Origin of the sequence: uncultured Bifidobacterium sp. (assembly GCF_945269915.1) — a bacterium.
In the GTDB taxonomy this organism is placed as follows: Bacteria; Actinomycetota; Actinomycetes; order Actinomycetales; family Bifidobacteriaceae; genus Bombiscardovia; species Bombiscardovia indica.
Genome location: NZ_CALYOY010000017.1, coordinates 21,422 through 44,173 on the forward strand (window position 1 = coordinate 21,422; position 22,752 = coordinate 44,173).

Consider the following 22,752-nt stretch of genomic DNA (forward strand, 5'->3'; position numbering starts at 1 on the left):
GCCATCAGGGCAGGCCGGACAGACCTGTCAGCGACCGGGGCCACTGCATGGGGTCAGGGCGATGCCATCCTCCTGGCAGAGGGGCACCAATCTCGCGCTCCTCCTCGCGGAAGATCAGGTTGTAGTGTCCCTGCACCGAGACGAACCGGGGGTAGCCCGCCGCGCCGGCCGGGACGTTGGCCTTGCCAGCTGCCATGCGCAACAGTTCGATATGTCCACATACCTCGCCTTGCCTTGACGCACCCTGGGCCAGGCCGTCCATGATCTCCCGGACGAGTGTGCGGCTGTCCCAGACATGGCAGATATACAGGTCGACGTAATCCATGCCCAGATTCTGCAGACTGCGCTCAAGCATGGTGATGGCATGTTCCTGACCGGTGATGCCTTGCTCGATCTCCTCCTCGGAACGTGCCGGGAACCTGGTGGCCACGACCACATCATCCCGGCAGGCATAGTCCCCGAAGGGCCCTTCCCGGGAAGCATTCACTGGAGCTTCCCCGGTAGGCCAGGGCCGTGTCGAAGAAGTTGATGCCCGACTCCAGACCGTGCCGAATCACGGCCCGCGAGTCCTCCTCGCCCTATCCAGGGCACTGGCCGGCCTGGGGAGGGGGGGGGGTCTCCAAAGCCCACGCACCCCATGCGTATACGCGACATCCTCAACTCCGACTGACCGAGTCTCGTATATCTGATCAGACCCCTTGTTGCAGCCGACCTCCGCCGGGCCTATGGGCTGAGGAGGCTCAGTCTTCGCTTACCTCCGCAGCCGGCTTGAGCTCCTCCTCCTTCTTGCTGACACGCTTCTTGCCGATCCTGTAGTAGGCATTGAAGAGTCCACCAGCGGTCATCAGGACCACCAGGGCCAGAAGGAGCCAGAGGTTCTCCTCCTTGTCGAAGGCTTCCAAAACCTCATAGGAGGATTGGATCATCTTGAGCCAGCCGGCGACTGCCACGAAGTACCAGGCCGTGGCCTTGTCGATGAAGCTGAGTGCCCGGTGGCGTTCGCTCTTGCTCTTGGTGGCCTCACGGAGGATCCGATACCCACGTGTACGTTCCTTCTGGATTTTGACGATGGGGATGAACCACCACCAGGGTGACACCATCTTCCACTTCTTGCTGATTTCGTCGAAGTCCTCCAGGAGCTCCTGGTAGTCGTTCAGTTCCATCAGACCCTGGTAGAGGGGGAAGGAAAAGAGCAGCCAATCGCCGAGCAATGAAACGAAAGCAATGAAATAAGCCATAGCTCCGCACCTTTCCGTATGCAATAGAGACCATTGAAGTGTACTAAAGACGAGCGATTGCTCAGATCATGAGATACAAACAACCATCTTCTTCATTCGACCGACCGATAAGCGACAATCTTCCGAATTCCGGCCCGACTTGACGACCAGATGCAAGGACGCACACTATAATGCAGTTTACATTGTGCTCCGTGGATTGTCACCACTTTCCCAAGATATGTCGGAGCATGATACTCCGATCTTCAAGGTGATAAGAGTCACATACAAAGCAGTCTCAAATTCATCGGGGACCCAACGGAACCGAAAGATCGGCCATGATCGGAAACACGGCGAATCTGCCACGGTGAGAAGCCCGGGACGGGACTGATAGCTGAAAAGGTGGGCCGCCCCTGCCCGACCACCGGCATCCTTCCAATGATTGGTATTGCAGACTGACATGCTATGGAGAATCGCATTGGCTGGTTTCCATCCATGTTCAATATCAGGAAGCAGGGGATGGTAGGGGCCAGAAGCCATGGGACGAGCATCCACCGTCGGGGGCGTGGGAAGCCCGTAGGGGATGAGGTTGTTTCTGCGACGTTTTGAAGGAATGCCACACCTGTCACAGGTCGCTGCCGTTCTGCTTGCTTTGGCTCCGCCTATCGGACCCTGCAGCCGGCGACAGCCCTGTTTCTTCTGCCGCATCCACAGCGTCCGCGGACTCTGAAATAGCACGGTGGGGGGGGGGGGTCGATGAATCTCAGCCCCCTCCCGTAGACCAGGGTCGACAGAACCCGCCAAAGATAGATAACCCCTCAACCGCTTCTTCACAGGACAAAGCACCGACACCGGCGGCATCACCACCGGCCGGCGTTCCGACCAGCCCGATCCTGCCACCGGCAAAGGAACCGACGGGACCCTTGTCGATGCTGTCACCGTTGACGGGCGTCGGCACTCAGCCATGGGTCCCCTCGACCTTTACGATCACCTTCGATACGAACCATGTGATGCTCCTACGCCGAACACACAGACCATCAACTGGGGGGGGGGGGGGGGAAAAAAAAGAGAATCAAGAAAAAGGCCCCGGATATCACGAGGCCTTGCTGCGGACAGGGCGGGATTCGAACCCGCGGAACTTTCGTTCAACGGTTTTCAAGACCGTCTCTTTCGGCCGCTCAGACACCTGTCCATCAGCCCGATTTACCGGGCACGTCTACCATGATACGACACCCCGAAACCCGACATTCCGCCGGGGCGTCTTTCGACCCTGCCGGGTAGGCCCCTGAATCAGGCCTCCCAAGTGGTGGGCTCGATGACCTCCTTGCCCCCCATATAGGAACGCATGGCCTGGGGCACCTCGATGGAGCCGTCCGCCTGCTGGTGATTCTCCAGGATGGCGACAAGCCAGCGGGTGGTGGCCAGTGTGCCGTTCAGGGTGCTGACCGGACGGGTGGACCCATCGTCCAGACGTTCACGCTCGTTCAGACGACGGGCCTGGTACTCGGTGCAGTTCGAGGTGGAGGTCAGCTCACGGTACCTCCCCTGTGTCGGCACCCAGGCCTCGCAATCGAACTTGCGTGCGGCCGAGGAACCCAGGTCGCCGGCCGCCGTATCGATGATCCGATAAGGTACATCGACCTTGGCCAACATCTCCTGCTCCATGGCCAGGAGCTGCCGGTGCTGGTCGCGGGAATCCTCCTGCCTGCAGTAGACGAACATCTCCACCTTGTTGAACTGATGGACGCGGATGATGCCCATGGTGTCCTTTCCTGCGGCCCCGGCCTCACGCCGGTAGCAGCTGGACCAACCGCAGTAGCGCAGAGGCCCGTCCGACAGGTCCATGATCTCATCCTCGTGCATGCCGGCCAGGGCCACCTCGGAGGTGCCCACCAGGTACTGGTCGTCGGGTTCACGCAGACGGTAGATTTCATCGGCATGGGAGTTGAGGAAGCCCGTGCCCGCCATGACCTCGGGACGGACGAGGGTGGGGGTGATGGTGGGAATGAACCCGTGCTGCTGGGCCTGGTCGACGGCCATGGTCAGCATGGCGATCTCCATACGGGCCACGTCACCACGCAGGAAGTAGAAGCGGGAGCCGGAGATCTTGACGCCGCGGCGCATGTCGATGCCGGCGACGCCCACACCAAGGTCCAGGTGATTCTTGGGCTCGAACCCCTCGTCCTCGAAATCGCGGGGGGTGCCGACTTTCTTGACGACCACATAGTCGTCCTCGCCACCCTCGGGGGCCTCGGCTTCAACCAGATTGCTGAACCGCCAGAGCAGGTTCGTGTACTCCGCCGTGGCCTCCTCGGAAGCCGATTTGTTCAGCCCGACCTGCTCGGCCAGCTTCTTGGTCCTGGCAATCAGTTCAGCCTTGGAGTCACCCGAGGCCGAGGCGACCTGCCTGCCCAGGGACTTCTGCTCGGCCCTGGAGCTCTCATAGGTCTGGAGCGCGGTTCTGCGCTCGTCATCGGCCTTGAGGACCTCGTCCACCAGCTGCACGGACTCCCCACGTTTACGCTGGGATTCCTTGACGACATCGGGATGCTCACGAATGAACTGAATATCTAGCATAGTTGGATTCTACTGCCGCCAAGCGACACGGGGGCATCGGGCCAGGGCCGGGGGACCGGGCGTCTTCATCCCAGGCAACCGGTCGGTCCCGGCAGGCCTAATCGCCGAAAATTGTCTTGCGGAACTCGCTGCCGACGGGGGTGCCGGCCAGGCCACCGACCCCGGTCTCGCGCAGGGAGGCGGGCATGGCCTCGCCGATGGACTTCATGGCTTCCACCACCTGATCCGCCGGAATCTTGTTGGTGCCTCCCGATAGGGCGATGTCGGCACAGATCAGGGCATTGGCCGTCCCTATGGCGTTCCGTTTGACGCAGGGGACCTCGACCAGTCCGGCAACAGGGTCACAGACCAGGCCCAGCAGGTTGCTCATGGCCATGGCGAAGGCCTCGGCACAGGTCTGCGGATCACCACCCGCCGCCTCGACCGCGGCGGCTGCCGCCATGGCCGAAGCGCTGCCGACCTCCGCCTGGCAACCGCCCGTCGCTCCCGCGATCATGGCATTGTTGGCGGTGACCAGACCGAAGGCGCCGGCGGTGAAGAGGCACCTTACCTGGCCCTCCCTGGAGAGGTCGATCCGTTCCCGCAGGGCTGTTATGACACCCGGCAGAGTACCCGAGGATCCGGCGGTCGGCGTGGCGCAGATGACCCCCATGGCGGCGTTGACCTCGTTGGTGGCCATGGCGGCCACCAGGGCCCGAACCATGGTGTCCCCACTCAGGGTGGTCCTCTCACGTCTGTACTTATCCAGAAGGGCCGCCTCTCCCCCGCTCAATCCTGTCTTGGAAAAGACCCCCCGGCCCTCGGAACCCCTCTTGACCGCAGCCAGCATGACGTCCAGGTCACGGTCCATCCTCGACCAGACCTGGTCACGGGTCCGACCGGAACCGGCGCACTCCTCCCGGATCATCAACTCGGAGATGGGTTCCCCGGATTCCTCGGCGGCACTCACCAGATCAGCGATCGAACCGAACATGACACATTCCTTTACTCGAGATACATGATTCTCGACGAGAGGGAGCCGATCCTCTCCCGCTGTGCCGCGGAGAGGGGATGATCCAGGTCGAACCCGACCATGCGCCGGTCCTCATCATCCACCATGGGGTAGATGGTCTTTCGCACCGGTTCGCCTTCCTGCCCCAGCACCGCCTGAATCCTTGCAAGGGACGCGTCAACATCGTCCTGCCTCCCATCCTCCTCGACGAAGAGCATGGGGAGCGGACCGGACGGGCGCACGTCATAGCCACCCAGGCGGATTCTACGCACCTCAATGGTTCCTCCGCCGATGGAGCAGGCCCAGAGTGATATGGTCTCCCCGGCCCTGACCATATCAAGAACGACCGTATTGGGATGGTGGATGGGACTGTCACCATCCTCCTCGACGAATTCAATATCCACACCCACGGCGCGGGCGATGGCCATGGCATTGGGCACCTTGGGGTCATCCGGATCCAGACCCAAAAGCCCGCTGACGATGGCATAATCGGTGCCGTGACCCCTATGGGTACGGGCGAAGGACTCATAATATCGAATGATGACCCTATCGGGCATGCCCCCGGCCAGGATATGCCCGATCCGCCCAATGGAAACGGCCCCGGCGGTATGGGAGCTGGAGGGCCCGATCATGACCGGGCCGATGATATCGAACACACTGCGATATTTACCCATCATCACGTCCCATCACTGCTTCCTCCCGACACCTGAAGCCCCGTCCGGCAGCAAGCGGCCAATCTCACCAAAGCATTGTTTACACCCCGCGGGCCGAATGCGCAAGAAGCCCGGCAACGTAGAGGATTCGTTCATGTCTGACACGCCTTGACCGCCCCCTCCCACAGGGAAAGGCACAATGGAACCATGCCAACTCCAGCACTCATAATCCTGTGCATTCTGGCAGGATTGGCCATCGTCGCAACGATGGTGGTCCTCCTTTCGCGCGCCTACAGGAGGCGGGAGTTCGCCCGCAGGATGGAAGCCAGGGATGACGACCAGGTCAGCTACGCTTTCATCATCAACCCATCCAAGCCCCAGGCCGCCCAGACCCGCTGGCACATCCAGAATTACTGCAGGGCCAAGCACATCCAGGATATCCGCTTCATCGAAACACAGCTGGACAAGGACGGAAGGGCCTGTGCACGAATGGCCCTGGACCAGGGGACCGAGGTGGTCGTGGCCGTCGGCGGCGACGGCACGGTCCGCACCGTGGCGAGCGCCATGGCAGGCACGGGCCACGCCATGGGAATCATCCCCATCGGAACCGGCAACCTCTTCGCCCGGAACATGGGCATCCCCGTCGGCGATCTGGACGCAGCCCTTGCCGTGGCCACCTCCCACGGGTCCAACCTGGTGGATGTCGGGCGCATGTACCTCCTGGACGGGAAGGAGAAGGACCGCGGCCATGCCTTCCTGATCATCGCCGGCATCGGCTTCGATGCCCTGATGATCGACGACACCGATCCCAACCTGAAGAGGACCGTCAGCTGGCTGGCCTACTTCATCAGCGGGGCCAAGCATCTCTTCGCCCCCAAGTACACAGGCGACATCTCGATCACCCGCCAGGACCAGGTGACCCAGACCAACACCTCGGTGACCTTCCGCACCTTCATGGCCGGCAACTGTGGCGAAATACCAGGCTTCTCCCTGATGCCCAACGCCTCCTGGAACGACGGGCTCCTGGACTTCGAAATCATCGACACCTCGGCCGGACTGATCGGCTGGGCCAATCTCTTCGGCGATGTCATGCACCAGACCATCACCAGGAAGGCCAGCCAGTCCCCCTTCTCCACCAATTCGACCATCGTCCAGCTCCAGGGTGCCCGGGCGGAGATTCGACTGGAGGACCCTGCCCTGGCCCAGGTCGACGGCGACATCCTGGGAGAGACGCAGCATATAGCCCTTGAAGTGGAGCAGCGGGCCTTGAACGTTCGGGTCCCCCAGACCGACTGACCCCGCCTGGGGGGTAATCCCGGAAGTGGTTTCTCGCATACCGGTGGCATGATGGAAGGCATGACAGCACAGAATGCGGGTATGCCCGCCACCCCTGACGACCTGATCGATCTGGACGACCTGATCGGCAAGTATTATGACCTGGTCCCCGAACCCGGCAACGATGCCCAGAAGGTCTCCTTCGGCACCTCCGGTCACCGCGGATCGTCCCTGACCACCTCCTTCAACGAGGCCCATATCGTCGCCATCAGCCAGGCCATCGCCGAACGACGCAAGGCCGAGGGGGTGACCGGTCCCCTCTATTTGGGGCGGGATACCCATGGTCTCTCCCTGCCGGCCTGGAAGACCGCCATCGAGGTACTGACGGCCAACGGGGTCCGGGTGCGGATCGATGCAAACGACGACTACACCCCAACCCCCACCATTTCCCAGGCGATCCTGACCCATAACCGGGCGACCGACGGCACCCAGCGCTTCTCCGGCGAAGACCTGGCGGATGGCATTGTGGTCACCCCTTCGCACAACCCGCCCACCGACGGCGGGTTCAAGTACGATCCGCCCACCGGCGGCCCGGCATCGGCCGGGACCACCAACGCCATCGCCCAGCGCGCCAACGAACTCCTGGGCGACTACCGGCAGGTCAGGCGGATCCCCTTCGAGCAGGCCATCAGGTCCGACCTGGTGGAACGGTTCGACTTCCGCGAGCACTATGTGGCCGATCTGGGCAACGTCATCGACTTCGACCTGATTCGCTCCTCGGGCGTGCGCCTGGGCATCGACCCCCTGGGAGGGGCCTCGGTCAACTACTGGCCCTTGATCAACGAGAAGTACGGGTTGAGCATCGGAGTGGTGAACCCCGAGGTGGACCCGACCTGGCGGTTCATGACCATCGACCATGATGGGAAGATCCGCATGGACCCCAGCTCCCCTTACGCCATGAAAGGCCTGGTCGACAGACTCAACTCCGGGGCCTGGGGCTCATACGACCTGGTGGGCGGCACCGACCCCGACGCTGACCGACACGGCATCGTCTGCCCGGACAGCGGGGTGATGAACCCCAACCACTACATCGCCGTCTGCGTGGACTACCTCTTCTCGGGCAACAGGCCCGGGTGGCCCCGGGACGCAGGAGTCGGCAAGACCCTGGTCTCGTCCTCCCTGATCGATCGTGTGGCCGCCTCCATCGGGGCCAGGCTGATCGAGGTTCCGGTGGGCTTCAAGTGGTTCGTCGATCCCCTCTTCAAGGGCGAGGTTGCCTTCGGAGGCGAGGAGAGCTCCGGGATGAGCTTCCTGCGCCGGAACGGCCGGGTCTGGACGACCGACAAGGACGGGCTGATCCCCGATCTCCTGGCCGCCGAGATCACGGCCCGCACCGGAAAGAACCCGGCCCGGCTCCACCAGGAGCAGGTCGAGCGCTTCGGCCAGAGCTGGTACAAGAGGGTTGACACCCCCACCACCCTGGAGCAAAAGCAGAAGTTCGCCCACCTGAGCGGCGATGACGTGACCGCCTCCACCCTGGCCGGGGAGCCCATCACGGCCAAGCTGACGGAGGCCCCCGGCAACCAGGCCAGGATCGGCGGCCTCAAGGTGACCACCAAGAACAACTGGTTCGCCGCCCGCCCCTCCGGAACGGAGAACATCTATAAGGTCTACGCCGAGTCCTTCGTCTCCCCCGAGGCCCTGGACCAGGTCCTGGACGAGGCCGGGCAGGTGGTCGACAAGGCCCTGAACTGAGCACTCTCCAGGGCTGAATCGAACCCAAGCGAAACCCCGCAACCAAGGTATTCGGTTGCGGGGTTTTCTCATGCCCTGTCTAGGCTTGGATACATGAGCAACGAGATGGAACTGGTGGTTTCGACCGATGGCAGCGCGCTGGACAACCCCAACGGGCCCATGGGGTGGGCCTGGGCCGATCACAGGGGCGGGGATGCCGATGCCGGCGGCGCCAGCAATGGAACCAACCAGATCGGAGAACTGTGCGCCGTCCTCCAGGCCCTGAGGGCGCATCGTGGAAGCCGTCCACTGGTCATCGAATCGGACTCCCAATACGCGATCAACTGCTCCTCCAAGTGGGTGCACAGTTGGAAGAGGAAGGGATGGAAGAACTCCCAGGGCAAGCCGGTCAAAAACCGCCAGCTGATCATGGCCATCGATGAGGAGATCCGCCAACGCAAGGGATCGGTCAGGTTTGTCTGGATCAAGGGCCACGCAGGGGACCGGTTCAACGAGAAGGTCGACACCCTGGCACGCGGCTATGCCGCCGATGCCCGGGATGGCAGCCGCCAGGGTTCACTGCCCATCGAGGGATGGCAGTCCCTGCTGGATTCCGACTATGCGGAGGGGCTGGATGTTCCCGACCCGGTTCGTCAGGAATTGGATGGCGGCCCCACCGTCCTGGATGACCAGGGACGCAGACGGGATAGGATGAGCCCGTCCGAGCAGACCTCCCTGGCAGAGGATGCGGGCGAGTCGGGCGCAGCGGATACCGCGGAGGCGATGGACGACGTCACCACGATGAGCGAGGCCAAGGATACCAAAACGCCTGATCCGGTGGACGAGGAAGGGACCGACCAGGCCTACGACATCGACCAGGACCAGGAGACCGCCTCTGAAGGGCAGGTGGAGCCGATAACCGATACCTCCGATAAGAATCCGGATACGTCCGGGACCGGCTCCCAGGCAAGGGGACTCCAGGCCACCGGCAGGGTCCGGATCACCCCTCCCCCTTCGGGCAGCACCAGATTCGCCGGGCAGGCCTTGCACATTTCGGGTCGGATCGAGCTGGATGCGGATATAGCACCGGACGGAACGGTGATCATCGATCAGGCCCCCTTCCGGCTTCACAGCATCGAGACTCGGGACTGAAGGGGACATCCTGGAGGCCAACGCGTAGGATGGGAAGCACTTGAGTGTTGAGTTGCGCCGCCCGAACGGGAGCGCGTAAAGGAGTTCACATGGATAAGTCCGAACAGGATGCGTTGAAGAAGGCCGCCGGCATCGAGGCCGCCAAGCTGGTCGAGGAGGGCATGGTCGCCGGTCTGGGCACCGGTTCGACCGTGCGCTTCTTCGTCGACGAGTTGGGCCGCCGCGTCCAGGAGGAGGGCCTGGAGTTCACAGGGGTGACCACCTCACGCCGGACGAAAGAGCAGGCGGAGGGGTACGGCATCAAGATCGTCGATGTGGATGATGTGGACCACATCGACGTCACCATCGACGGGGCCGACGAGGTGGACAGGAACTTCGACGGCATCAAGGGCGGTGGTGCGGCCCTGCTCTGGGAGAAGATCGTCGCCACCAATTCCCGCAAGATCGTATGGATCGTCGACGAGTCCAAGGTGGTCGACACCATCGGCCGCTTCCCCCTGCCCGTGGAGGTCATCCCCTTCGGCGAGCGCCACGTGCTGGACCGCTTCAAGGAGCGCGGCTACCAGCCCGTCCTCCGTCTGGATACCCAGGGCCAGCCGGTTCTGACCGACGAACACAACCACATCATCGACCTGCACATGGAACGGATCGACCACCCCCGGGACCTGGCCGAGGACCTGATCACCACCGTGGGTGTGGTGGAGCACGGACTCTTCCTGAACATGGTCGACACGGTCATCGTCGGAGACCCCAACGGCCCCAGGATCATGACCAATTCCAACAAGTAGGCGCGGACCAGATCCGCGGAACCCCTCCGAGCATTCCATGGATTCGGAGGGGTTCGTTGTTTGTATGGGTCGTCTGACCACCGTGTTCGATTGGCTGAGCATATCCCTTTGCCGGTGGTAACATAGACATCGAGACGTGGTTTCAGCGGAGAATCCGGCCGGTGGGGGCCATGCGGATGGGGGTGGGCCAGCAATGGATGACTTCTATGCTGAAATAGGCGGCCTGGCACTGATTGTCGCATCAATTCTGATACTGATCTTGGGCACACGCATGCGCAGGGGAAGTGTTCATCGCAGCGCCATGCTGAGTGGACCGTCACGATACTATCGCACGGATTCCCTGTGGAGGCACGTGCAGAAAGCAGAATCAACCGGAATGCTGATTATGGGCACCATCTGGTTCAATTTCGGCATCGCCATCCTGATCCTCCCCAACATGGACTCCCGGTCTTTCATGATAGGCCTGGGCGCATTCAGCATCGAGACGGTGCTGGCCATCTGTGATATGAATTTCGCCGCGCGACGCACATACCGAGCATTCACCGCGGCTGGCCATGACCCGGCATGAGTCCTCACATGACGGATGACTGTGCCCAACCTCTCCTGGCGAACCCGGGTGGACCGCCGACGGGTGCCAATACACGAAGTCCCCGAATCATACCGATCCGGGGACTTCTTCAGGCCCAAAAGCCATAAGTCATAAAGCTACTTGCGCTGGTGACGAGTCTTGCGCAGCATTTTACGGTGCTTCTTCTTGCTCATCCGCTTGCGGCGCTTCTTGATGACAGAACCCATCCGAGCCTCCGATCCTTATATACCTGGAAGTGTCCAACTTGCCCAATCGTACACCGTTTGCGGGACTACTAGAGCGGGAATGCCCTGTAGAAGGCTTCCAGAGCCGCCTTGGATCCCTGTGCCTGAAAGACGACGGTATCGTTCTGCCATACGGCCTGAGCCGATTTGGCATCCCCGGCCACCTCCTTCTCCACATAGGAGCCGGTGGCACTACCCCCGGCCTTGACCTTGCCGGAGGCCAGCTCCTTACCGGTCATCCCGGTCGTCAACGAATCATAGGCCTGCCTGGCATCTTCGGCCTTGGTCCATTGGGCCAGGTGGAGGGTCACATCCTTGCCGGGCTGCCCCGTGGAATAGATCAGGGTGTACTCCTCAATGGGGGTCCTGGATCCCCACTCCGTAGCGGGATCCGCCTTGGTGCGGGCGAAGTCGGCAACGGTGTCGGGCATGGCCTTGAGCAGTTCGCTGGCATTCTGCGGCAGCGGCTGGGCGTCTATCTTCGGCTTGGGCCTGCCCTGACCCTGGCTCTGACCGGAGGTGGTGCCGGCGCTGGGTTCCTGCCCCTTCACGGCCCAGTGCGGCCAGACGAATGCGGACAGGAGGACCAGGACCACCACGGCGGCCAGGGCCATGACCAGGGTGATACGACGACGACGAACTGTTGATGATGGAGTAGTGGACATGGCTCCATTCTCTCATAGGCCGGGTGATGTCAATGCGAAGAGTCGATGCAGCCGCTTCGCTTTCAGGTGAACCACGGGGCCGGTAACGAACAGGTCTGGCCCTTGTCGCTCAAATTGGATAGCGTGCAGGTATGGCCAAGACTGCGATGCAATACGTCTGCACGGACTGCGGATGGACCGGAGGCAAGTGGTTCGGACGCTGCCCGCAGTGCGGGCAGTGGGGTACCGTTGAAGAGTTCCGCGAAGCCCGGTTCGGCAGCGCCGAGGGACCGGGGGCCACGGCAGGCGGAAGCCACACACGCCCGGTCGCGCCCGGCTCGCTCCAGGCGAGGCCCATCACCCGTGTGGGGCCGGGCCGTCTGACCCGTGTGCCGACCGGATTCGCCGAGTTCGACAGGGTCCTGGGCGGGGGAATCGTCCCCGGATCGGTGATCCTGGTGGCCGGGGAACCAGGCATCGGCAAGTCCACACTCCTCCTGGAAGCGGCAGGGAAGGTGGCCGGAAGTGATGGGGCCGGAGCCAAGGTCCTCTATGTCTCCGGCGAGGAATCCCAGGCCCAGGTAAGGATGAGGGCAACCAGGGTCGGAGCCGTCAAGGAATCCCTCCTCCTCGCATCAACCACCGACCTGGCCACGGTCCTGGGGCTGATCGAGCAGGAAAAACCCGACCTGGTCATCGTCGATTCGGCCCAGACCGTCGTCTCCGACAAGGTGGATGGAATCTCAGGGGGCTCCACCCAGGTACGGGAGGTGGCCATATCGCTGATCGACATGGCCAAGACCTATGGCATCCCCGTTCTTCTTGTCGGGCATGTGACCAAGGACGGGTCCATAGCAGGTCCACGCACCCTGGAACACCTGGTCGACGTGGTCTGCCAGTTCGAGGGAGACCCCCAGACCGCCCTGCGCATGTTGCGGGCCGTCAAGAACAGGTTCGGACCGACCGACGAGGTCGGCTGCTTCGACATGGGCGAGCAGGGCATCGAAGAGGTGAACGACCCCACCGGGCTTTTCCTCTCCACCTCCCAGGACCAGGTGGACGGGACCTGCGTCACCTTCACCCTGGACGGTCACCGGAGCCTGCCCATTGAGATTCAGGCCCTGGTGACCGGGTCCGTCCTGCCCACGCCCAGACGCAACACCAACGGTATCGACCCCAACCGCCTGGCCATGCTGGCGGCCGTCCTCTACCGGCACGGGCATGTCAACCTGCTCACCAAGGACCTCTATGTATCGACGATCGCCGGTGGCCTGGCCAAGGAACCCGGGTGCGACCTGGCCATCGTCTCCGCCCTGACCAGCGCAGCCAGGTCCAAGCCCATCGAAAAGACCACCTGTGCCATCGGCGAGATCTCCCTGACCGGCCAGGTCCGGCCCGTACCCCAGTTGAATCATCGACTGAGTGAGGCCGCACGGCTGGGCTTCACGAAGGCACTGGTACCGGTGACCAGGGGGAAGCGGGCCACCAAACCCGTTCCCGGTCTGGAAACGATCGAAGTCGCCACCCTGGCCGATGCCCTGGAGGCCCTGGAGGTTCGTTGAACACCGACCACGGCCGGTCGCCTGCCGCAGTCCACCACCCAGGCAGGTAGCGTTCCGGCGCTTTGGGGAATACCGGCGCAAAGAGATAACGCCCCGCCCCCGCCCATGCGGGTGGCGCCGGTGCCGACACACTATAAGATGGCAGCAAACCCGGACCGTCAGGAGACAGTATGGCCAAGAATCAGATGCCCGAAGAGGATATGGACTTCCCCATCTGGGCGGCAACCATGTCGCAGTCCAGCAACCGTTCCCTGGCCGGGGCCAGGCTGGTTCCCCCCCTCGACGCCTTACATGGCCGGGAGCTGAGCGAAAGGGTGATCAGCCAAGCCGGGCAATGGGGGATGATCATCGCGGACGCCGATGGGACCGAACACCCGGATGTCACGCATGCCAAGGCGAACCAAGGGGTGTCAGCCGAATCCGGATGCCCTGGACCGGCACGGCCCTGCGATGAGGAGGGCAGGGGCGTCACCGGCCCGGATCCTGACGGTTCCCTGCATCCCGGAACCAAGCCGGCAGGAAGCCCACAGGCCACCACCGCCGGTGATTTCGACATGACATTCGGTTCCGTCGAGACGATGAACGACATGCGCCGGGTCAGCGGGGCCGAAGCCATTGCCTGGGCCCAATCCCGAATGCCCGTCCTGAGGGGGCTCCTGGAGGAGCTCCGGACCGAAGTGGATTTCGGGTCGGCACGAATCGCGGCCTGCCTGATCCTTGAACCCAAGACGGCCGTCCTGCTCAGGGAGTTGAAGCGGGCGGGGGCGCAGGTGGGCGTCTACTGCGAACCCGGAGCCGTGGATCAGAGGGTGGCCGAACAGCTCAAGAGGGAAGGAATCACCGTCTGCGCCGATTCCTCCTGGGATGATGATGAGGCCAGGCAGGGGGCCCTGGACCTGATGGACAGGATTCAACCCAACCTGATCATCGACGACGGTGCCTCCTTCGCCCGCCTGGCCCTCCGCGACCGCCCGGAACTGGCGGCCAACCTGATGGGTGTGGCGGAGGAGACCACATCCGGGGTCAGGGCCTTCGCCGCCATGGAGGAGGATGCCGCCCTGACCTTCCCGGTCATAGCCGTCAACGACAGCCGGATGAAGACCGATTTCGACAATGCCCATGGCACCGGCGAGACCTGCCTGACCACCATGCAGGACCTCCTTGGGGCCCAGTGCTTCCAGGACCAAAGGGTCCTGGTCATCGGCTACGGACCGGTGGGGCGCGGCTTCGCCCTGGGCGCCCGGGCCCTGGGTGCCCGGGTGAGCGTCAGCGACATCGACCCCCGGGCCGCTCTGCGGGCCGTCTTTGACGGATTCCCCGCCCTGGACACCCCACAGGCGCTCCCCCGGGCCGACATGGTCATCTCGGCCACAGGGGTCGTCCATACCGTGGACCTGGACGACATGCGGGCCATGAGACCCGGGGCCGTCCTGGCCGTCATAGGCGGTATCGCCAATGAGATAGCCCTGGACCGCCTTCCCGGGCGGGACTTGTCCCAGGAGGACCAGGTCTCGACCATCGAGGTTCCGAACGGACCGGAGCTGACCCTGCTCAGCCATGGGGACGGGGTCAACTACACGGCCGGGGGAGGCAACCCGATCGAGATCATGGACCTGAGCTTCGCCGTTCAGGTCTCGGCCCTGGCCCACCTGCTCCGGCAGGGACGGAACCTTGCCCACCGGGTCCACAGGCTCCCCGACCAGGTCGACAGACGCATCGCCTCCCTGGCGCTGAAGGTCCGTGGCCACCAGGCCCGAAGGCAGGCATGTCCCTCCGCGCAGGACTGGAGAACCACCCGATTCGATGCCCGAAGGGGGTCGAGAGAGGCATGAGCACCACATCATCGACACTGGGCAACCTGGGTCTGGGCGAGGACAGCCTGGCCAATGTGACCGTCTACTCGGCCAGGATGGTCATACCCGTCACCGCACCGGTCATCCTCGATGGAGCCGTCGCCGTCAGCGGTGACCGGGTCATCCACGTGGGCACGCGCGCATGGGTCATGCAGGAACTCAAGGGGGAAGCCCCCCGGGGCAGGGTGACTGAACGGCACTGGGACGGGATCATCATGCCCGGGCTGGTCAACGCCCACACCCATCTCCAGTACACCGGCATGGCCGAGGTCGGCCAGGGCCAGTACGAGGACTTCCACGCCTGGGAGGAGGCCTTCAACCGAATCTACGATGACGAGACCCGGCCACACGCCTGGCGGTCCTGGGCCATGGAGGGTGCCAGGCAGTGCGTCGAATCCGGAACCACGGCGGCTGCCGACATCGTGACCGACCTGGATGCGGCGGCGGGTATGGTCTCCCAGGGCATGCACGGCATCACCTATTGGGAGGTCATGGGCTGGGGAAACCGGGAATGGGATGACCGGGGCAAGTACCGTCTGAACCTCCAGCTGCGGCGGCTGGAGGAGGAACACGTCCGCCACCTCGGCATCAGCCCCCACGCCCCCTACACACTGGAGGCGGAGCCCTTCGTGGATCTGCCCGACATCGCCCGCCGTCTGAACATGCGCCTGCACATCCACCTGGCCGAGACACCCCTGGAGGCCGGATTGGAGGCCGACGGGTCAAGGCCCGCCAGGTCGACCGCCCTCCTGGGCGACATGACCTGGTCCAGTTACAGGGAACTCAAGAGGGAGGGGCAGGGACTCTCGGCCATCCAGTTCGTGGACCAGTTGGGTTCACTGGGGCCCGATGTCCACATCGCCCACGGTGTCTGGGCCGACGAGGAGGACCGGCGCACCCTCCGTCAGCGTCAGGTCTCGGTGGCCCTGTGCCCCCGATCCAACCGGATCACCAACACCGGCAGGGACGCACCCGTCAGCCGGTACCTGAAGGAAGGCAACGCCCTCTGCCTGGGAACCGACTCCCTCTCCAGCTCCCCCAGCCTCGACCTGATGGATGAAAGCGCGGCACTGTACCGGTTGGCACGCCAGCAAGGCTATGGGGGACGCGACCTTCCCCGCCGCCTGATTCACATGATGACCCTGAACGGGGCCGCCGCCATGGGTCAGCACCTGGCCGCCAACCGAATCGGGCAGATCAACGCCGGAGCCCTGGCCGACCTGGCCTTCATGGACATACCCGTCCAGGCGGCAAACGCCGAGGCCATCGACCGGACACTGGAGGAACTGGTGGCCTCGGGCGGAGGTCACAACAGGGCCACCCTCATTTCCGGGCAGGTGGCTTACAATGCCGGTATCTTCTGACCGTACCGGAAGGATGGAGAGACCCTTATGAGCATCGCACTGCAGGATATGAGCGCCTACGCACGATCCCTGGTGGACCGCCTGGGCCTGACCCCCCACCCGGAAGGCGGCTGGTACACCAGCGACTGGCGGAGCCTCCACGAGGACGCCGCCAGCGGCCGACCACTGGCCTCCCTGATCTACTTCCTCCTGGCCGAGGGGGATGCCAGTGCCTGGCACAAGGTGGATGCCGACGAGATCTGGCTCTGGCACGGTCCGGCTCCGGTCCACCTCCAGCTGGGCGGGTACGGGGACTTCCCCTCCCAGGATTCCGCAGAGCTGACGGACATCACCCTTGGGGCGCAGCTGACCGGGGTGGGCGACATCGGTCCCGGCACCGACCCCTGCGGACACCACCTGGTCCCGGAGGGGTGCTGGCAGCGCACCCTCCCCGGCCGGGGCGACGCCTTGGTCTCCTGCGTGGTCAGTCCCGGCTTCACCTTTGAGGGATTCACCCTTCAGGATTCAGCAGACTGATCATCTTCAGGACCGTCCGTGCGGCTGTATCGGCTGCCCTGCCCATGTTCGCCTCACTCTTGTTCAGGTCGTCATAGGCCTGGCCGCAGGGGTTGCTGATGCCTCGCAGACAGAGGAAGGGCACCCCGCATTTTCCGCTGATCTGAGCGGCGGCGGCCTCCTCCATGGCCTCGCCATCCGCTTGGAACCTGGTGACCAGGTCATCAAGCACCTCAGGGTCGGTGTTGAAGCGATCGCTGGTCGAGATGTTCCCGACCACGAAGTGGCCCCCTTGGCCCCCCGCCCCGGGGTCAGACTCCGGGGCGACCTCCGCGGCCGGTGCCGGCAGGGCGATGCGTCCCCTCCACCGACCCGACCCGACCAGGTCGCCCACGGAATCCGCCCGTCCGTACCCCAGGGCCTCGGCCGCCCGAATGGCGACCTTGAGGAGGTCGGGGTCGGCGGGGAAATACTCCAGATAGGGCGGGCATTCGGCAATGATGGCCGTATTGGACTCGGCATAGTGCTGCTCCGCCCCTATCAGCAGGTCACCGATGGTCAGGGAGGGGTTGATGGAACCCGCGATGCCACTGAATATGAGGGCCTGCGGGTTGAACCTGTCAATCAGGAACTGGGTGCAGGAGGCCGAATTCGCCACCCCCATCCCTCCGACGCAGACCACCAGATCCATGCCTGCGCAGGTCCCGATCGAGAGCCGATAGCCCATCAGGGTGAGCTCGCGGGCATGGTCCAGGGCGGCCAGGATCGGGGCTGCCTCCCTGTCCAGGGCGCACTGCACCGCAAGTGTGGTGACATTGTTCCTATCCATGGTTCGATGGTCCCCGACAAGGCCGACAAATGCGCGGCATTCATGAAACCTTGAAGCCGTTATAAGAAAAACCGAAGTGTCATCATCGGCCGTCCCGCCAAAACGGGTATCACCCGGTAGGGCTCTGCCGGTAGTATGGTTCAGTCCGAACGGTTGAGAAGTTGATTGCCGAGACCGGTTGTTGACCGGGATCGACCCAGTAACCGCCACCGTCATTGTCACTAAGGAGCAATCCACCATGACCCTCTTCAGCAGAAAGACGACGACCAGGTTGATGGTCGCGACCCTCACCTTCGCGACCCTGATGTCGGGGGCGGCCTGTGGTTCCGGCTCCTCGGGGGAGTCATCAGCCAAGTCCGGATCGATCACCGAGGAGACCATCAACCCGGGCACCCTGACCATCGCCACCGGAGATCCCGCATACACCCCCTATGTGCAGGACAACAAGCCGGAGTCCGGCAAGGGGTATGAAGCCGCCGTGGCCTACGCCGTGGCCGAGAAGATGGGATTCGGCAAGGACAAGGTGAAGTGGATCCGCACCTCCTTCGATGCCGCCATCGCGCCGGGAACCAAGGACTTCGACATGAACATCCAGCAATTCTCGATTACCTCGGAACGCAGGAACGCCGTGGACTTCACACCCAGCTACTACAACTCCACCCAGGCCCTGGTCATCCACAAGGGTTCCAGATTCGCCTCGGCCAAGTCCATCGACCAGCTCAAGGACGCCAAGATCGGCGCCATGGTCGGTTCCACCTCCTACACGGTGGCCCAGGACAAGATCAAGAAGGACATCCAAACCTTCAACGACAACGCCACACTGGCCCAGGCCCTGGATACCAACCAGATCGACGCCCTGGTCATCGATACCCCATCGGCCTACAACATCGTGGAATCCAAGCAGGTCAAGGAGGGTTCGGTCCTGGGCCAGATCAAGGGCTCCGAGGACCCCGAGGGCATGGGCATCGTCCTGCCCAAGGACTCCAAACTGACCAAGGCGGCCTCCAAGGCGGTGACCGACCTGGACAAGGACGGCACCCTGAAGAAACTCCAACAGCAATGGCTGCACGAGTACACCTCCACCCCCACCCTGGGCTGACCCAAGCAGGGCCAATCGAATCGGAATCGGTCAGGTATGTCATCAACCGCTCAAGTACACATCAGTGATGTCCAGAGGGAACGGGAGCAGTACGACCGTCGCCAGAACCTCCAATCCGTGGCCACCAGCATCGTCAGCACCCTGGTGCTGGCCTTCCTGGTGGCCCTGGGCCTGCATTACGCGCCTGGTTGGCCCAAGGTCAAGGAGTCGTTCTTCTCCGGCAAGTACTTCGCCCAGGCCTTCCCCAAGGTACTGCAAGGGCTCTGGCTGAACCTTCAGGTCCTCTTTTTCGCCGTCATCGGCGTGGCCATCCTGGGCACCCTCCTGGCCATGATCCGGACAAGCCGCTCACCCTTCCTCTTCCCGCTCAGGGCCCTGGCCCAGATCTACACGACCATCATGCGCGGCATCCCGATGATCGTGGTCCTCTACCTGATCGGGTTCGGCATCCCCGGACTGGCCATCTTCGGCCGCATCCCGGTGGCCCTTCTGGGAACCGTGGCCGTCATCCTCTCCTACTCCGCCTATGTGGCCGAGGTGCTCAGGGCCGGGTTCGAGGACGTGAGCCCTTCACAGCGGGCCTCGGCACGCTCCCTGGGGCTGACCTCCGGACAGACCCTGCGGATCGTGGTCATTCCCCAGGCCCTCCGCAAGGTGGCACCGGCCCTGATGAACGATTTCATCTCCATGCAGAAGGACGTGGGCCTGATCTCGGTCCTGGGTGCCGTCGACGCGGTCCGGGCCGCGCAGATCCTGGTTGCCACCAGCTACAACTTCACCCCCTATGTGGTGGCCTCGGTACTCTTCATCGCCACCTCGGTGCCTTTCATCCTTCTCAACGACTGGTACTCCAACCGGCTACGCAAGCGCGAACAGAGCGGAGGGATGGTATGAGCATTACGACCAGCACCCCTGAAACCGGACCGGAGGCCCCGGTCCTGCGCCTGGACCAGGTGCGGAAGTCCTATGGCGGCAATGAGGTCCTCAAGGGCATCTCCTTCGATATCAGACCCCATGAGACCGTGGCCCTGCTGGGTCCATCCGGGTCGGGCAAGTCCACCCTGATGAAGTGCATCAACCTGCTTGAGCGCGTCAATGACGGGCAGATCTGGCTGGGCGACACCGACATCACCGACCCCCGGGTCGACCGGGACCGGTGCCGGTCACGGATCGGGGTGGTCTTCCAGCAGTTCAACCTCTTCCCCCACATGAACGTCCTGAAGAACGTGACCCTGGGTGCGATCAAGGTCCATGGGGTTCCCAAAGACCAGGCCAGGGAGCGCGCACTGGAGCTCCTGGACAGGATCGGCATGCGGCAGAAGGCCAATGCCTACCCCGACCAGCTCTCCGGCGGGCAGCAGCAGCGTGTGGCCATCGTCCGGTCCCTGATGACCGACCCCGAACTCCTTCTCCTGGACGAGATCACCTCGGCCCTGGACCCCATGCTGGTCGGCGAGGTCCTGGAGATGGTTTCGGAGCTGACCGACAAGGGGACCACGATTCTCATGGCCACCCACGAGATGGGTTTCGCCCACCACGCGGCCGACAGGATCGTCCTCCTCCTGAACGGGGTCATCGCCGAGAACGGATCACCCCGCCAGGTCATGGACGAGTCGGAGAACCCCCGGACCAAGGAGTTTTTCAGCCACTTCCGTAGCCTCTAGGCGCACCTGCAGGCAAGGGCCCCACCAGTGGTTGACCTCTGGTGGATCCTGCATGTTCGCTTGCGCATGCAGGGTGCCGGTTCCGCTTGAACCGGCACCCTGCCTCCACCAGGTCAGCCCACCTCCCATCTGCCAGACTCCCAGGCCGACCCGGACCGAGTGTCCTTTCGACCTGGTCGGGCCATATGAACCGGACCAACCGGACCAATGTGAGTCTGGCCACTCGAATCAGGCCGCCTGAATCCCCTTCGCCGCCTGGTCGGTCAAGGCCTTGGCCCGACCGGCATCAAGGGCCAGCTGGGTCTTGAGTTCCTCCGCACCGGCATACCGCTCCTGGGGGCGCAGGAAGTCCAGGAATTCGATACGAACCCGGTGCCCGTACAGCTCCAACCAGTCAGCGGTGATGACGTTGGCCTCCAACACCCGTTCCGCTCGTCCTCCCTCGGGCAGGAAGGTCTCCTTGGTACCGATTGAGATGGCCACGGGCATCCGCCAGGGCGATCCAGGGGCCAGGCGGACATGAAGGTCGAGCCCCATAGACGAGTCCCGGGGCGGAACAGCCTTCCCATCCCCGCCTCCGGCAGCCCGGTACGGGCCCATGTCGACCAGCCAGCCGGCGTAGACCCCATCCATCGGCATATAACCGCTGTGCTCCCGGCTCAGGTTGGCTGTGGGGAAGCCGAGCTCGCGTCCCCGCTGCTCACCATGGACCACCTCCCCCTCAACCGAATGGGGACGGCCCAGTATCACACCCGCCTCCCGCACACGGCCCCGGGCCAGGAGGTGCCGCAGGTTGGATGTACTCCAGGCCCTGATCTTCCTATGACCGGCGGGGGTGGATTCTCCCCTCTCCCCGCTACCACCTCGGGCCGGACCTGATGCCTGCCCATCCAGGGAGACGTACCCGGGGCCCCTGTCATCCACCAGGTCCAAACGGAACATACCCGTTTCCTCGGCCAGGTTCCCTATGGCCGTGACATCGCCGGCCCGTCCCGACCCCATCCGGGCATCCCTGCCCAGGACCAGGGTCTGCATGCCCAGCTTGTCGACCAGCTGCCTGATGAAGAACCGATATGATTTGGCGGCGAAGGCCAGGGTGTAGTGAACGACCAGGGCCCGGTCCAGTCCCAGGTCCTCCATCAGGCGGATGCGCTCATCTACCCCCATGACCTCTTCCGGGTCATAGCCCAGCAGGCCATCGGGCAGGTCGGCCATGACATGGTCGGCCGCGTAGAGATGGACCCGCTTGGGACTGGGATCGAACATGATGGCCACCGAGGTGGAATCGGATTCCGCCGCCAGGTCGACCACGCGTTTCAGCAGGGCCTGATGCCCCCGGTGCACCCCATCGAACTCGCCCACGGTCAGCACGGAACCCCTGGTCGTACTCAACATCGGCCATTCCACTATCCCGGCCGGATTTGGTTTCAACCTGCTGACTTTCATCTGCTTCCCGTCGACTGTGGTGGCCCTCCCGGTATGGAAGAGGCCCGGTCAATTAGCACTTTAACCCAGGCCGGGAGCCCAGGCAATACACTTCACCATTGGGAATCGCGGTGGAAGACCACGTCCGGCTTGGCCAAGGAATCCTTATAAGGAACCAGGACCGCCGCCAGGTACGGGCCCTCGCCATCCCGGGCCACGGCAGCCGTCGGCCCATTGACCTGCGCCTTCAGGAAGCGCCCGTTGGCCAACATGGCCGCCTCCTCCCGGTCCACCTCGACTGTGGACATGATCAGGTTGGCTGCGTCGACCAGACTGATCGAGTCCCGCAGAATCTCCTCCGCGGGCTGTGCCAGGTCCACCCGGTTCCTGGTCTCCTCCTGGCCCTGGCGGTTCCTGTAGGTCCGGGAGGAGACCTGACCGGTGACGATCCTGCCTTGAAGGGCCGGGTCTCCTATATCGAACCGGCCCACCCGGGTTCGGCGCAGGCTGGTCAGGTGACCACCCGTGCCCAACAGGCCGCCCAGGTCCCTGGCCAGGGCACGTATATAAGTACCACTGGAGCAGGTCACCGCCACATCCAGATCGACCACTTCCGTATC

Annotated in this window: 21 protein-coding genes, 1 tRNA gene and 1 pseudogene; 12 read left to right on the top strand and 11 right to left on the bottom strand. The window is 63.5% G+C overall.

The features are described from left to right. Positions 1–4: 4 nt before the first annotated feature. From Q0K62_RS04490 to Q0K62_RS04515, 6 genes are all read right to left on the bottom strand, one after another. Complete coding sequence (locus Q0K62_RS04490; protein ID WP_297316788.1) at positions 5–487, bottom strand: aldo/keto reductase; 483 nt, start codon at positions 485–487, stop codon at positions 5–7. Between the two features lie 253 nt (positions 488–740). Further along, positions 741–1,238 (bottom strand): hypothetical protein, encoded by a 498-nt coding sequence (locus Q0K62_RS04495; protein WP_297316789.1) that lies wholly within the window; start codon positions 1,236–1,238, stop codon positions 741–743. 1,085 nt (positions 1,239–2,323) lie between these two features. Further along, positions 2,324–2,406: transfer RNA gene (locus Q0K62_RS04500), tRNA-Ser, on the bottom strand. Positions 2,407–2,504: 98 nt separating this feature from the next. After that, complete coding sequence (gene serS / locus Q0K62_RS04505; protein ID WP_297316790.1) at positions 2,505–3,791, bottom strand: serine--tRNA ligase; 1,287 nt, start codon at positions 3,789–3,791, stop codon at positions 2,505–2,507. A gap of 97 nt (positions 3,792–3,888) precedes the next feature. Then, the gene (gene sdaAA / locus Q0K62_RS04510) at positions 3,889–4,764 is read right to left on the bottom strand and encodes an L-serine ammonia-lyase, iron-sulfur-dependent, subunit alpha (protein ID WP_297316791.1); all 876 of its coding nucleotides are present in this window, start codon (positions 4,762–4,764) and stop codon (positions 3,889–3,891) included. Between the two features lie 11 nt (positions 4,765–4,775). Further along, the gene (locus tag Q0K62_RS04515) at positions 4,776–5,459 is read right to left on the bottom strand and encodes a serine dehydratase beta chain (RefSeq protein ID WP_297316792.1); all 684 of its coding nucleotides are present in this window, start codon (positions 5,457–5,459) and stop codon (positions 4,776–4,778) included. Positions 5,460–5,642: 183 nt separating this feature from the next. On the opposite strand from Q0K62_RS04515, the gene Q0K62_RS04520 reads away from it, so the two are divergent. From Q0K62_RS04520 to Q0K62_RS04540, 5 genes are all read left to right on the top strand, one after another. Then, on the top strand, positions 5,643–6,731 hold the full coding sequence (locus Q0K62_RS04520) for a diacylglycerol kinase family protein (protein WP_297316793.1): 1,089 nt from the start codon (positions 5,643–5,645) through the stop codon (positions 6,729–6,731). A 60-nt stretch (positions 6,732–6,791) separates the two neighbouring features. Next, positions 6,792–8,465 (top strand): phosphoglucomutase (alpha-D-glucose-1,6-bisphosphate-dependent), encoded by a 1,674-nt coding sequence (pgm, locus tag Q0K62_RS04525; protein ID WP_297316794.1) that lies wholly within the window; start codon positions 6,792–6,794, stop codon positions 8,463–8,465. 105 nt (positions 8,466–8,570) lie between these two features. Then, entirely contained in the window at positions 8,571–9,596 is a 1,026-nt protein-coding gene (locus tag Q0K62_RS04530) for a ribonuclease H (RefSeq protein WP_297316807.1), read from the top strand. A gap of 89 nt (positions 9,597–9,685) precedes the next feature. Continuing rightward, positions 9,686–10,384: a ribose-5-phosphate isomerase RpiA gene (rpiA, locus tag Q0K62_RS04535; protein WP_297316795.1), complete on the top strand. Its 699-nt coding sequence runs from the start codon at positions 9,686–9,688 to the stop codon at positions 10,382–10,384. Positions 10,385–10,577: 193 nt separating this feature from the next. Then, complete coding sequence (locus Q0K62_RS04540) at positions 10,578–10,952, top strand: hypothetical protein (protein WP_297316796.1); 375 nt, start codon at positions 10,578–10,580, stop codon at positions 10,950–10,952. Positions 10,953–11,089: 137 nt separating this feature from the next. On the opposite strand, the gene Q0K62_RS04545 is transcribed toward Q0K62_RS04540, so the two are convergent. Together Q0K62_RS04545 and Q0K62_RS04550 are read right to left on the bottom strand one after the other, a co-directional pair. Next, positions 11,090–11,179: an AURKAIP1/COX24 domain-containing protein gene (locus Q0K62_RS04545; protein ID WP_003817716.1), complete on the bottom strand. Its 90-nt coding sequence runs from the start codon at positions 11,177–11,179 to the stop codon at positions 11,090–11,092. 68 nt (positions 11,180–11,247) lie between these two features. After that, complete coding sequence (locus Q0K62_RS04550) at positions 11,248–11,862, bottom strand: hypothetical protein (RefSeq protein WP_297316797.1); 615 nt, start codon at positions 11,860–11,862, stop codon at positions 11,248–11,250. Between the two features lie 131 nt (positions 11,863–11,993). Here Q0K62_RS04550 and radA point away from each other — a divergent pair, with 131 nt between their 5' ends. The 4 genes from radA to Q0K62_RS04570 all read left to right on the top strand — a co-directional run bounded on the left by radA (position 11,994) and on the right by Q0K62_RS04570 (position 17,136). Then, positions 11,994–13,403, top strand: coding sequence for a DNA repair protein RadA (gene radA, locus Q0K62_RS04555; RefSeq protein WP_297316798.1), 1,410 nt, complete (start codon positions 11,994–11,996; stop codon positions 13,401–13,403). Positions 13,404–13,957: 554 nt separating this feature from the next. Continuing rightward, positions 13,958–15,235 carry an adenosylhomocysteinase gene (locus Q0K62_RS04560; RefSeq protein WP_366515884.1) on the top strand — a complete coding sequence of 426 codons (1,278 nt, stop codon included), beginning with the start codon at positions 13,958–13,960 and terminating at the stop codon, positions 15,233–15,235. Beyond that, positions 15,232–16,620 carry an amidohydrolase family protein gene (locus tag Q0K62_RS04565; protein WP_297316800.1) on the top strand — a complete coding sequence of 463 codons (1,389 nt, stop codon included), beginning with the start codon at positions 15,232–15,234 and terminating at the stop codon, positions 16,618–16,620. Before Q0K62_RS04560 ends, Q0K62_RS04565 begins: the two co-directional genes overlap by 4 nt. A 27-nt stretch (positions 16,621–16,647) precedes the next feature. Continuing rightward, entirely contained in the window at positions 16,648–17,136 is a 489-nt protein-coding gene (locus tag Q0K62_RS04570) for a cupin domain-containing protein (protein ID WP_297316801.1), read from the top strand. Here Q0K62_RS04570 and Q0K62_RS04575 read toward each other — a convergent pair. Next, the gene (locus Q0K62_RS04575; protein WP_297316802.1) at positions 17,111–17,944 is read right to left on the bottom strand and encodes a 5'-methylthioadenosine/S-adenosylhomocysteine nucleosidase; all 834 of its coding nucleotides are present in this window, start codon (positions 17,942–17,944) and stop codon (positions 17,111–17,113) included. The genes Q0K62_RS04570 and Q0K62_RS04575 overlap by 26 nt on opposite strands. Positions 17,945–18,218: 274 nt before the next feature. On the opposite strand from Q0K62_RS04575, the gene Q0K62_RS04580 reads away from it, so the two are divergent. Genes Q0K62_RS04580 through Q0K62_RS04590 form a run of 3 tightly spaced genes read left to right on the top strand, consistent with a single transcriptional unit; the run spans position 18,219 to position 20,707 of the window. Then, a complete protein-coding gene (locus tag Q0K62_RS04580; protein WP_297316803.1) occupies positions 18,219–19,043 on the top strand; it encodes an ABC transporter substrate-binding protein in 825 nt (274 codons plus the stop codon). A 36-nt stretch (positions 19,044–19,079) separates the two neighbouring features. Continuing rightward, on the top strand, positions 19,080–19,937 hold the full coding sequence (locus Q0K62_RS04585; RefSeq protein ID WP_297316804.1) for an amino acid ABC transporter permease: 858 nt from the start codon (positions 19,080–19,082) through the stop codon (positions 19,935–19,937). Then, complete coding sequence (locus Q0K62_RS04590; protein ID WP_297316805.1) at positions 19,934–20,707, top strand: amino acid ABC transporter ATP-binding protein; 774 nt, start codon at positions 19,934–19,936, stop codon at positions 20,705–20,707. The genes Q0K62_RS04585 and Q0K62_RS04590 overlap by 4 nt, the downstream gene beginning before the upstream one ends. A gap of 228 nt (positions 20,708–20,935) precedes the next feature. On the opposite strand, the gene Q0K62_RS04595 is transcribed toward Q0K62_RS04590, so the two are convergent. Both Q0K62_RS04595 and Q0K62_RS04600 read right to left on the bottom strand, forming a co-directional pair. Beyond that, complete coding sequence (locus Q0K62_RS04595) at positions 20,936–22,153, bottom strand: riboflavin kinase (RefSeq protein WP_297316806.1); 1,218 nt, start codon at positions 22,151–22,153, stop codon at positions 20,936–20,938. 92 nt (positions 22,154–22,245) lie between these two features. After that, positions 22,246–22,752: pseudogene (locus Q0K62_RS04600) on the bottom strand (tRNA pseudouridine(55) synthase TruB); the annotation flags it as partial.

Coding starts and splice junctions, on each gene's coding strand:
- Q0K62_RS04495 (WP_297316789.1), bottom strand. CDS start 1,238: ATGGCTTATTTCATTGCTTTCGTTTCATTGCTCGGCGATTGGCTGCTC.
- serS (WP_297316790.1), bottom strand. CDS start 3,791: ATGCTAGATATTCAGTTCATTCGTGAGCATCCCGATGTCGTCAAGGAA.
- sdaAA (WP_297316791.1), bottom strand. CDS start 4,764: ATGTTCGGTTCGATCGCTGATCTGGTGAGTGCCGCCGAGGAATCCGGG.
- Q0K62_RS04515 (WP_297316792.1), bottom strand. CDS start 5,459: ATGATGGGTAAATATCGCAGTGTGTTCGATATCATCGGCCCGGTCATG.
- Q0K62_RS04520 (WP_297316793.1), top strand. CDS start 5,643: ATGCCAACTCCAGCACTCATAATCCTGTGCATTCTGGCAGGATTGGCC.
- pgm (WP_297316794.1), top strand. CDS start 6,792: ATGACAGCACAGAATGCGGGTATGCCCGCCACCCCTGACGACCTGATC.
- Q0K62_RS04530 (WP_297316807.1), top strand. CDS start 8,571: ATGGAACTGGTGGTTTCGACCGATGGCAGCGCGCTGGACAACCCCAAC.
- rpiA (WP_297316795.1), top strand. CDS start 9,686: ATGGATAAGTCCGAACAGGATGCGTTGAAGAAGGCCGCCGGCATCGAG.
- Q0K62_RS04540 (WP_297316796.1), top strand. CDS start 10,578: ATGGATGACTTCTATGCTGAAATAGGCGGCCTGGCACTGATTGTCGCA.
- Q0K62_RS04545 (WP_003817716.1), bottom strand. CDS start 11,179: ATGGGTTCTGTCATCAAGAAGCGCCGCAAGCGGATGAGCAAGAAGAAG.
- Q0K62_RS04550 (WP_297316797.1), bottom strand. CDS start 11,862: ATGTCCACTACTCCATCATCAACAGTTCGTCGTCGTCGTATCACCCTG.
- radA (WP_297316798.1), top strand. CDS start 11,994: ATGGCCAAGACTGCGATGCAATACGTCTGCACGGACTGCGGATGGACC.
- Q0K62_RS04560 (WP_366515884.1), top strand. CDS start 13,958: ATGACATTCGGTTCCGTCGAGACGATGAACGACATGCGCCGGGTCAGC.
- Q0K62_RS04565 (WP_297316800.1), top strand. CDS start 15,232: ATGAGCACCACATCATCGACACTGGGCAACCTGGGTCTGGGCGAGGAC.
- Q0K62_RS04570 (WP_297316801.1), top strand. CDS start 16,648: ATGAGCATCGCACTGCAGGATATGAGCGCCTACGCACGATCCCTGGTG.
- Q0K62_RS04575 (WP_297316802.1), bottom strand. CDS start 17,944: ATGGATAGGAACAATGTCACCACACTTGCGGTGCAGTGCGCCCTGGAC.
- Q0K62_RS04580 (WP_297316803.1), top strand. CDS start 18,219: ATGGTCGCGACCCTCACCTTCGCGACCCTGATGTCGGGGGCGGCCTGT.
- Q0K62_RS04585 (WP_297316804.1), top strand. CDS start 19,080: ATGTCATCAACCGCTCAAGTACACATCAGTGATGTCCAGAGGGAACGG.
- Q0K62_RS04590 (WP_297316805.1), top strand. CDS start 19,934: ATGAGCATTACGACCAGCACCCCTGAAACCGGACCGGAGGCCCCGGTC.
- Q0K62_RS04595 (WP_297316806.1), bottom strand. CDS start 22,153: ATGAAAGTCAGCAGGTTGAAACCAAATCCGGCCGGGATAGTGGAATGG.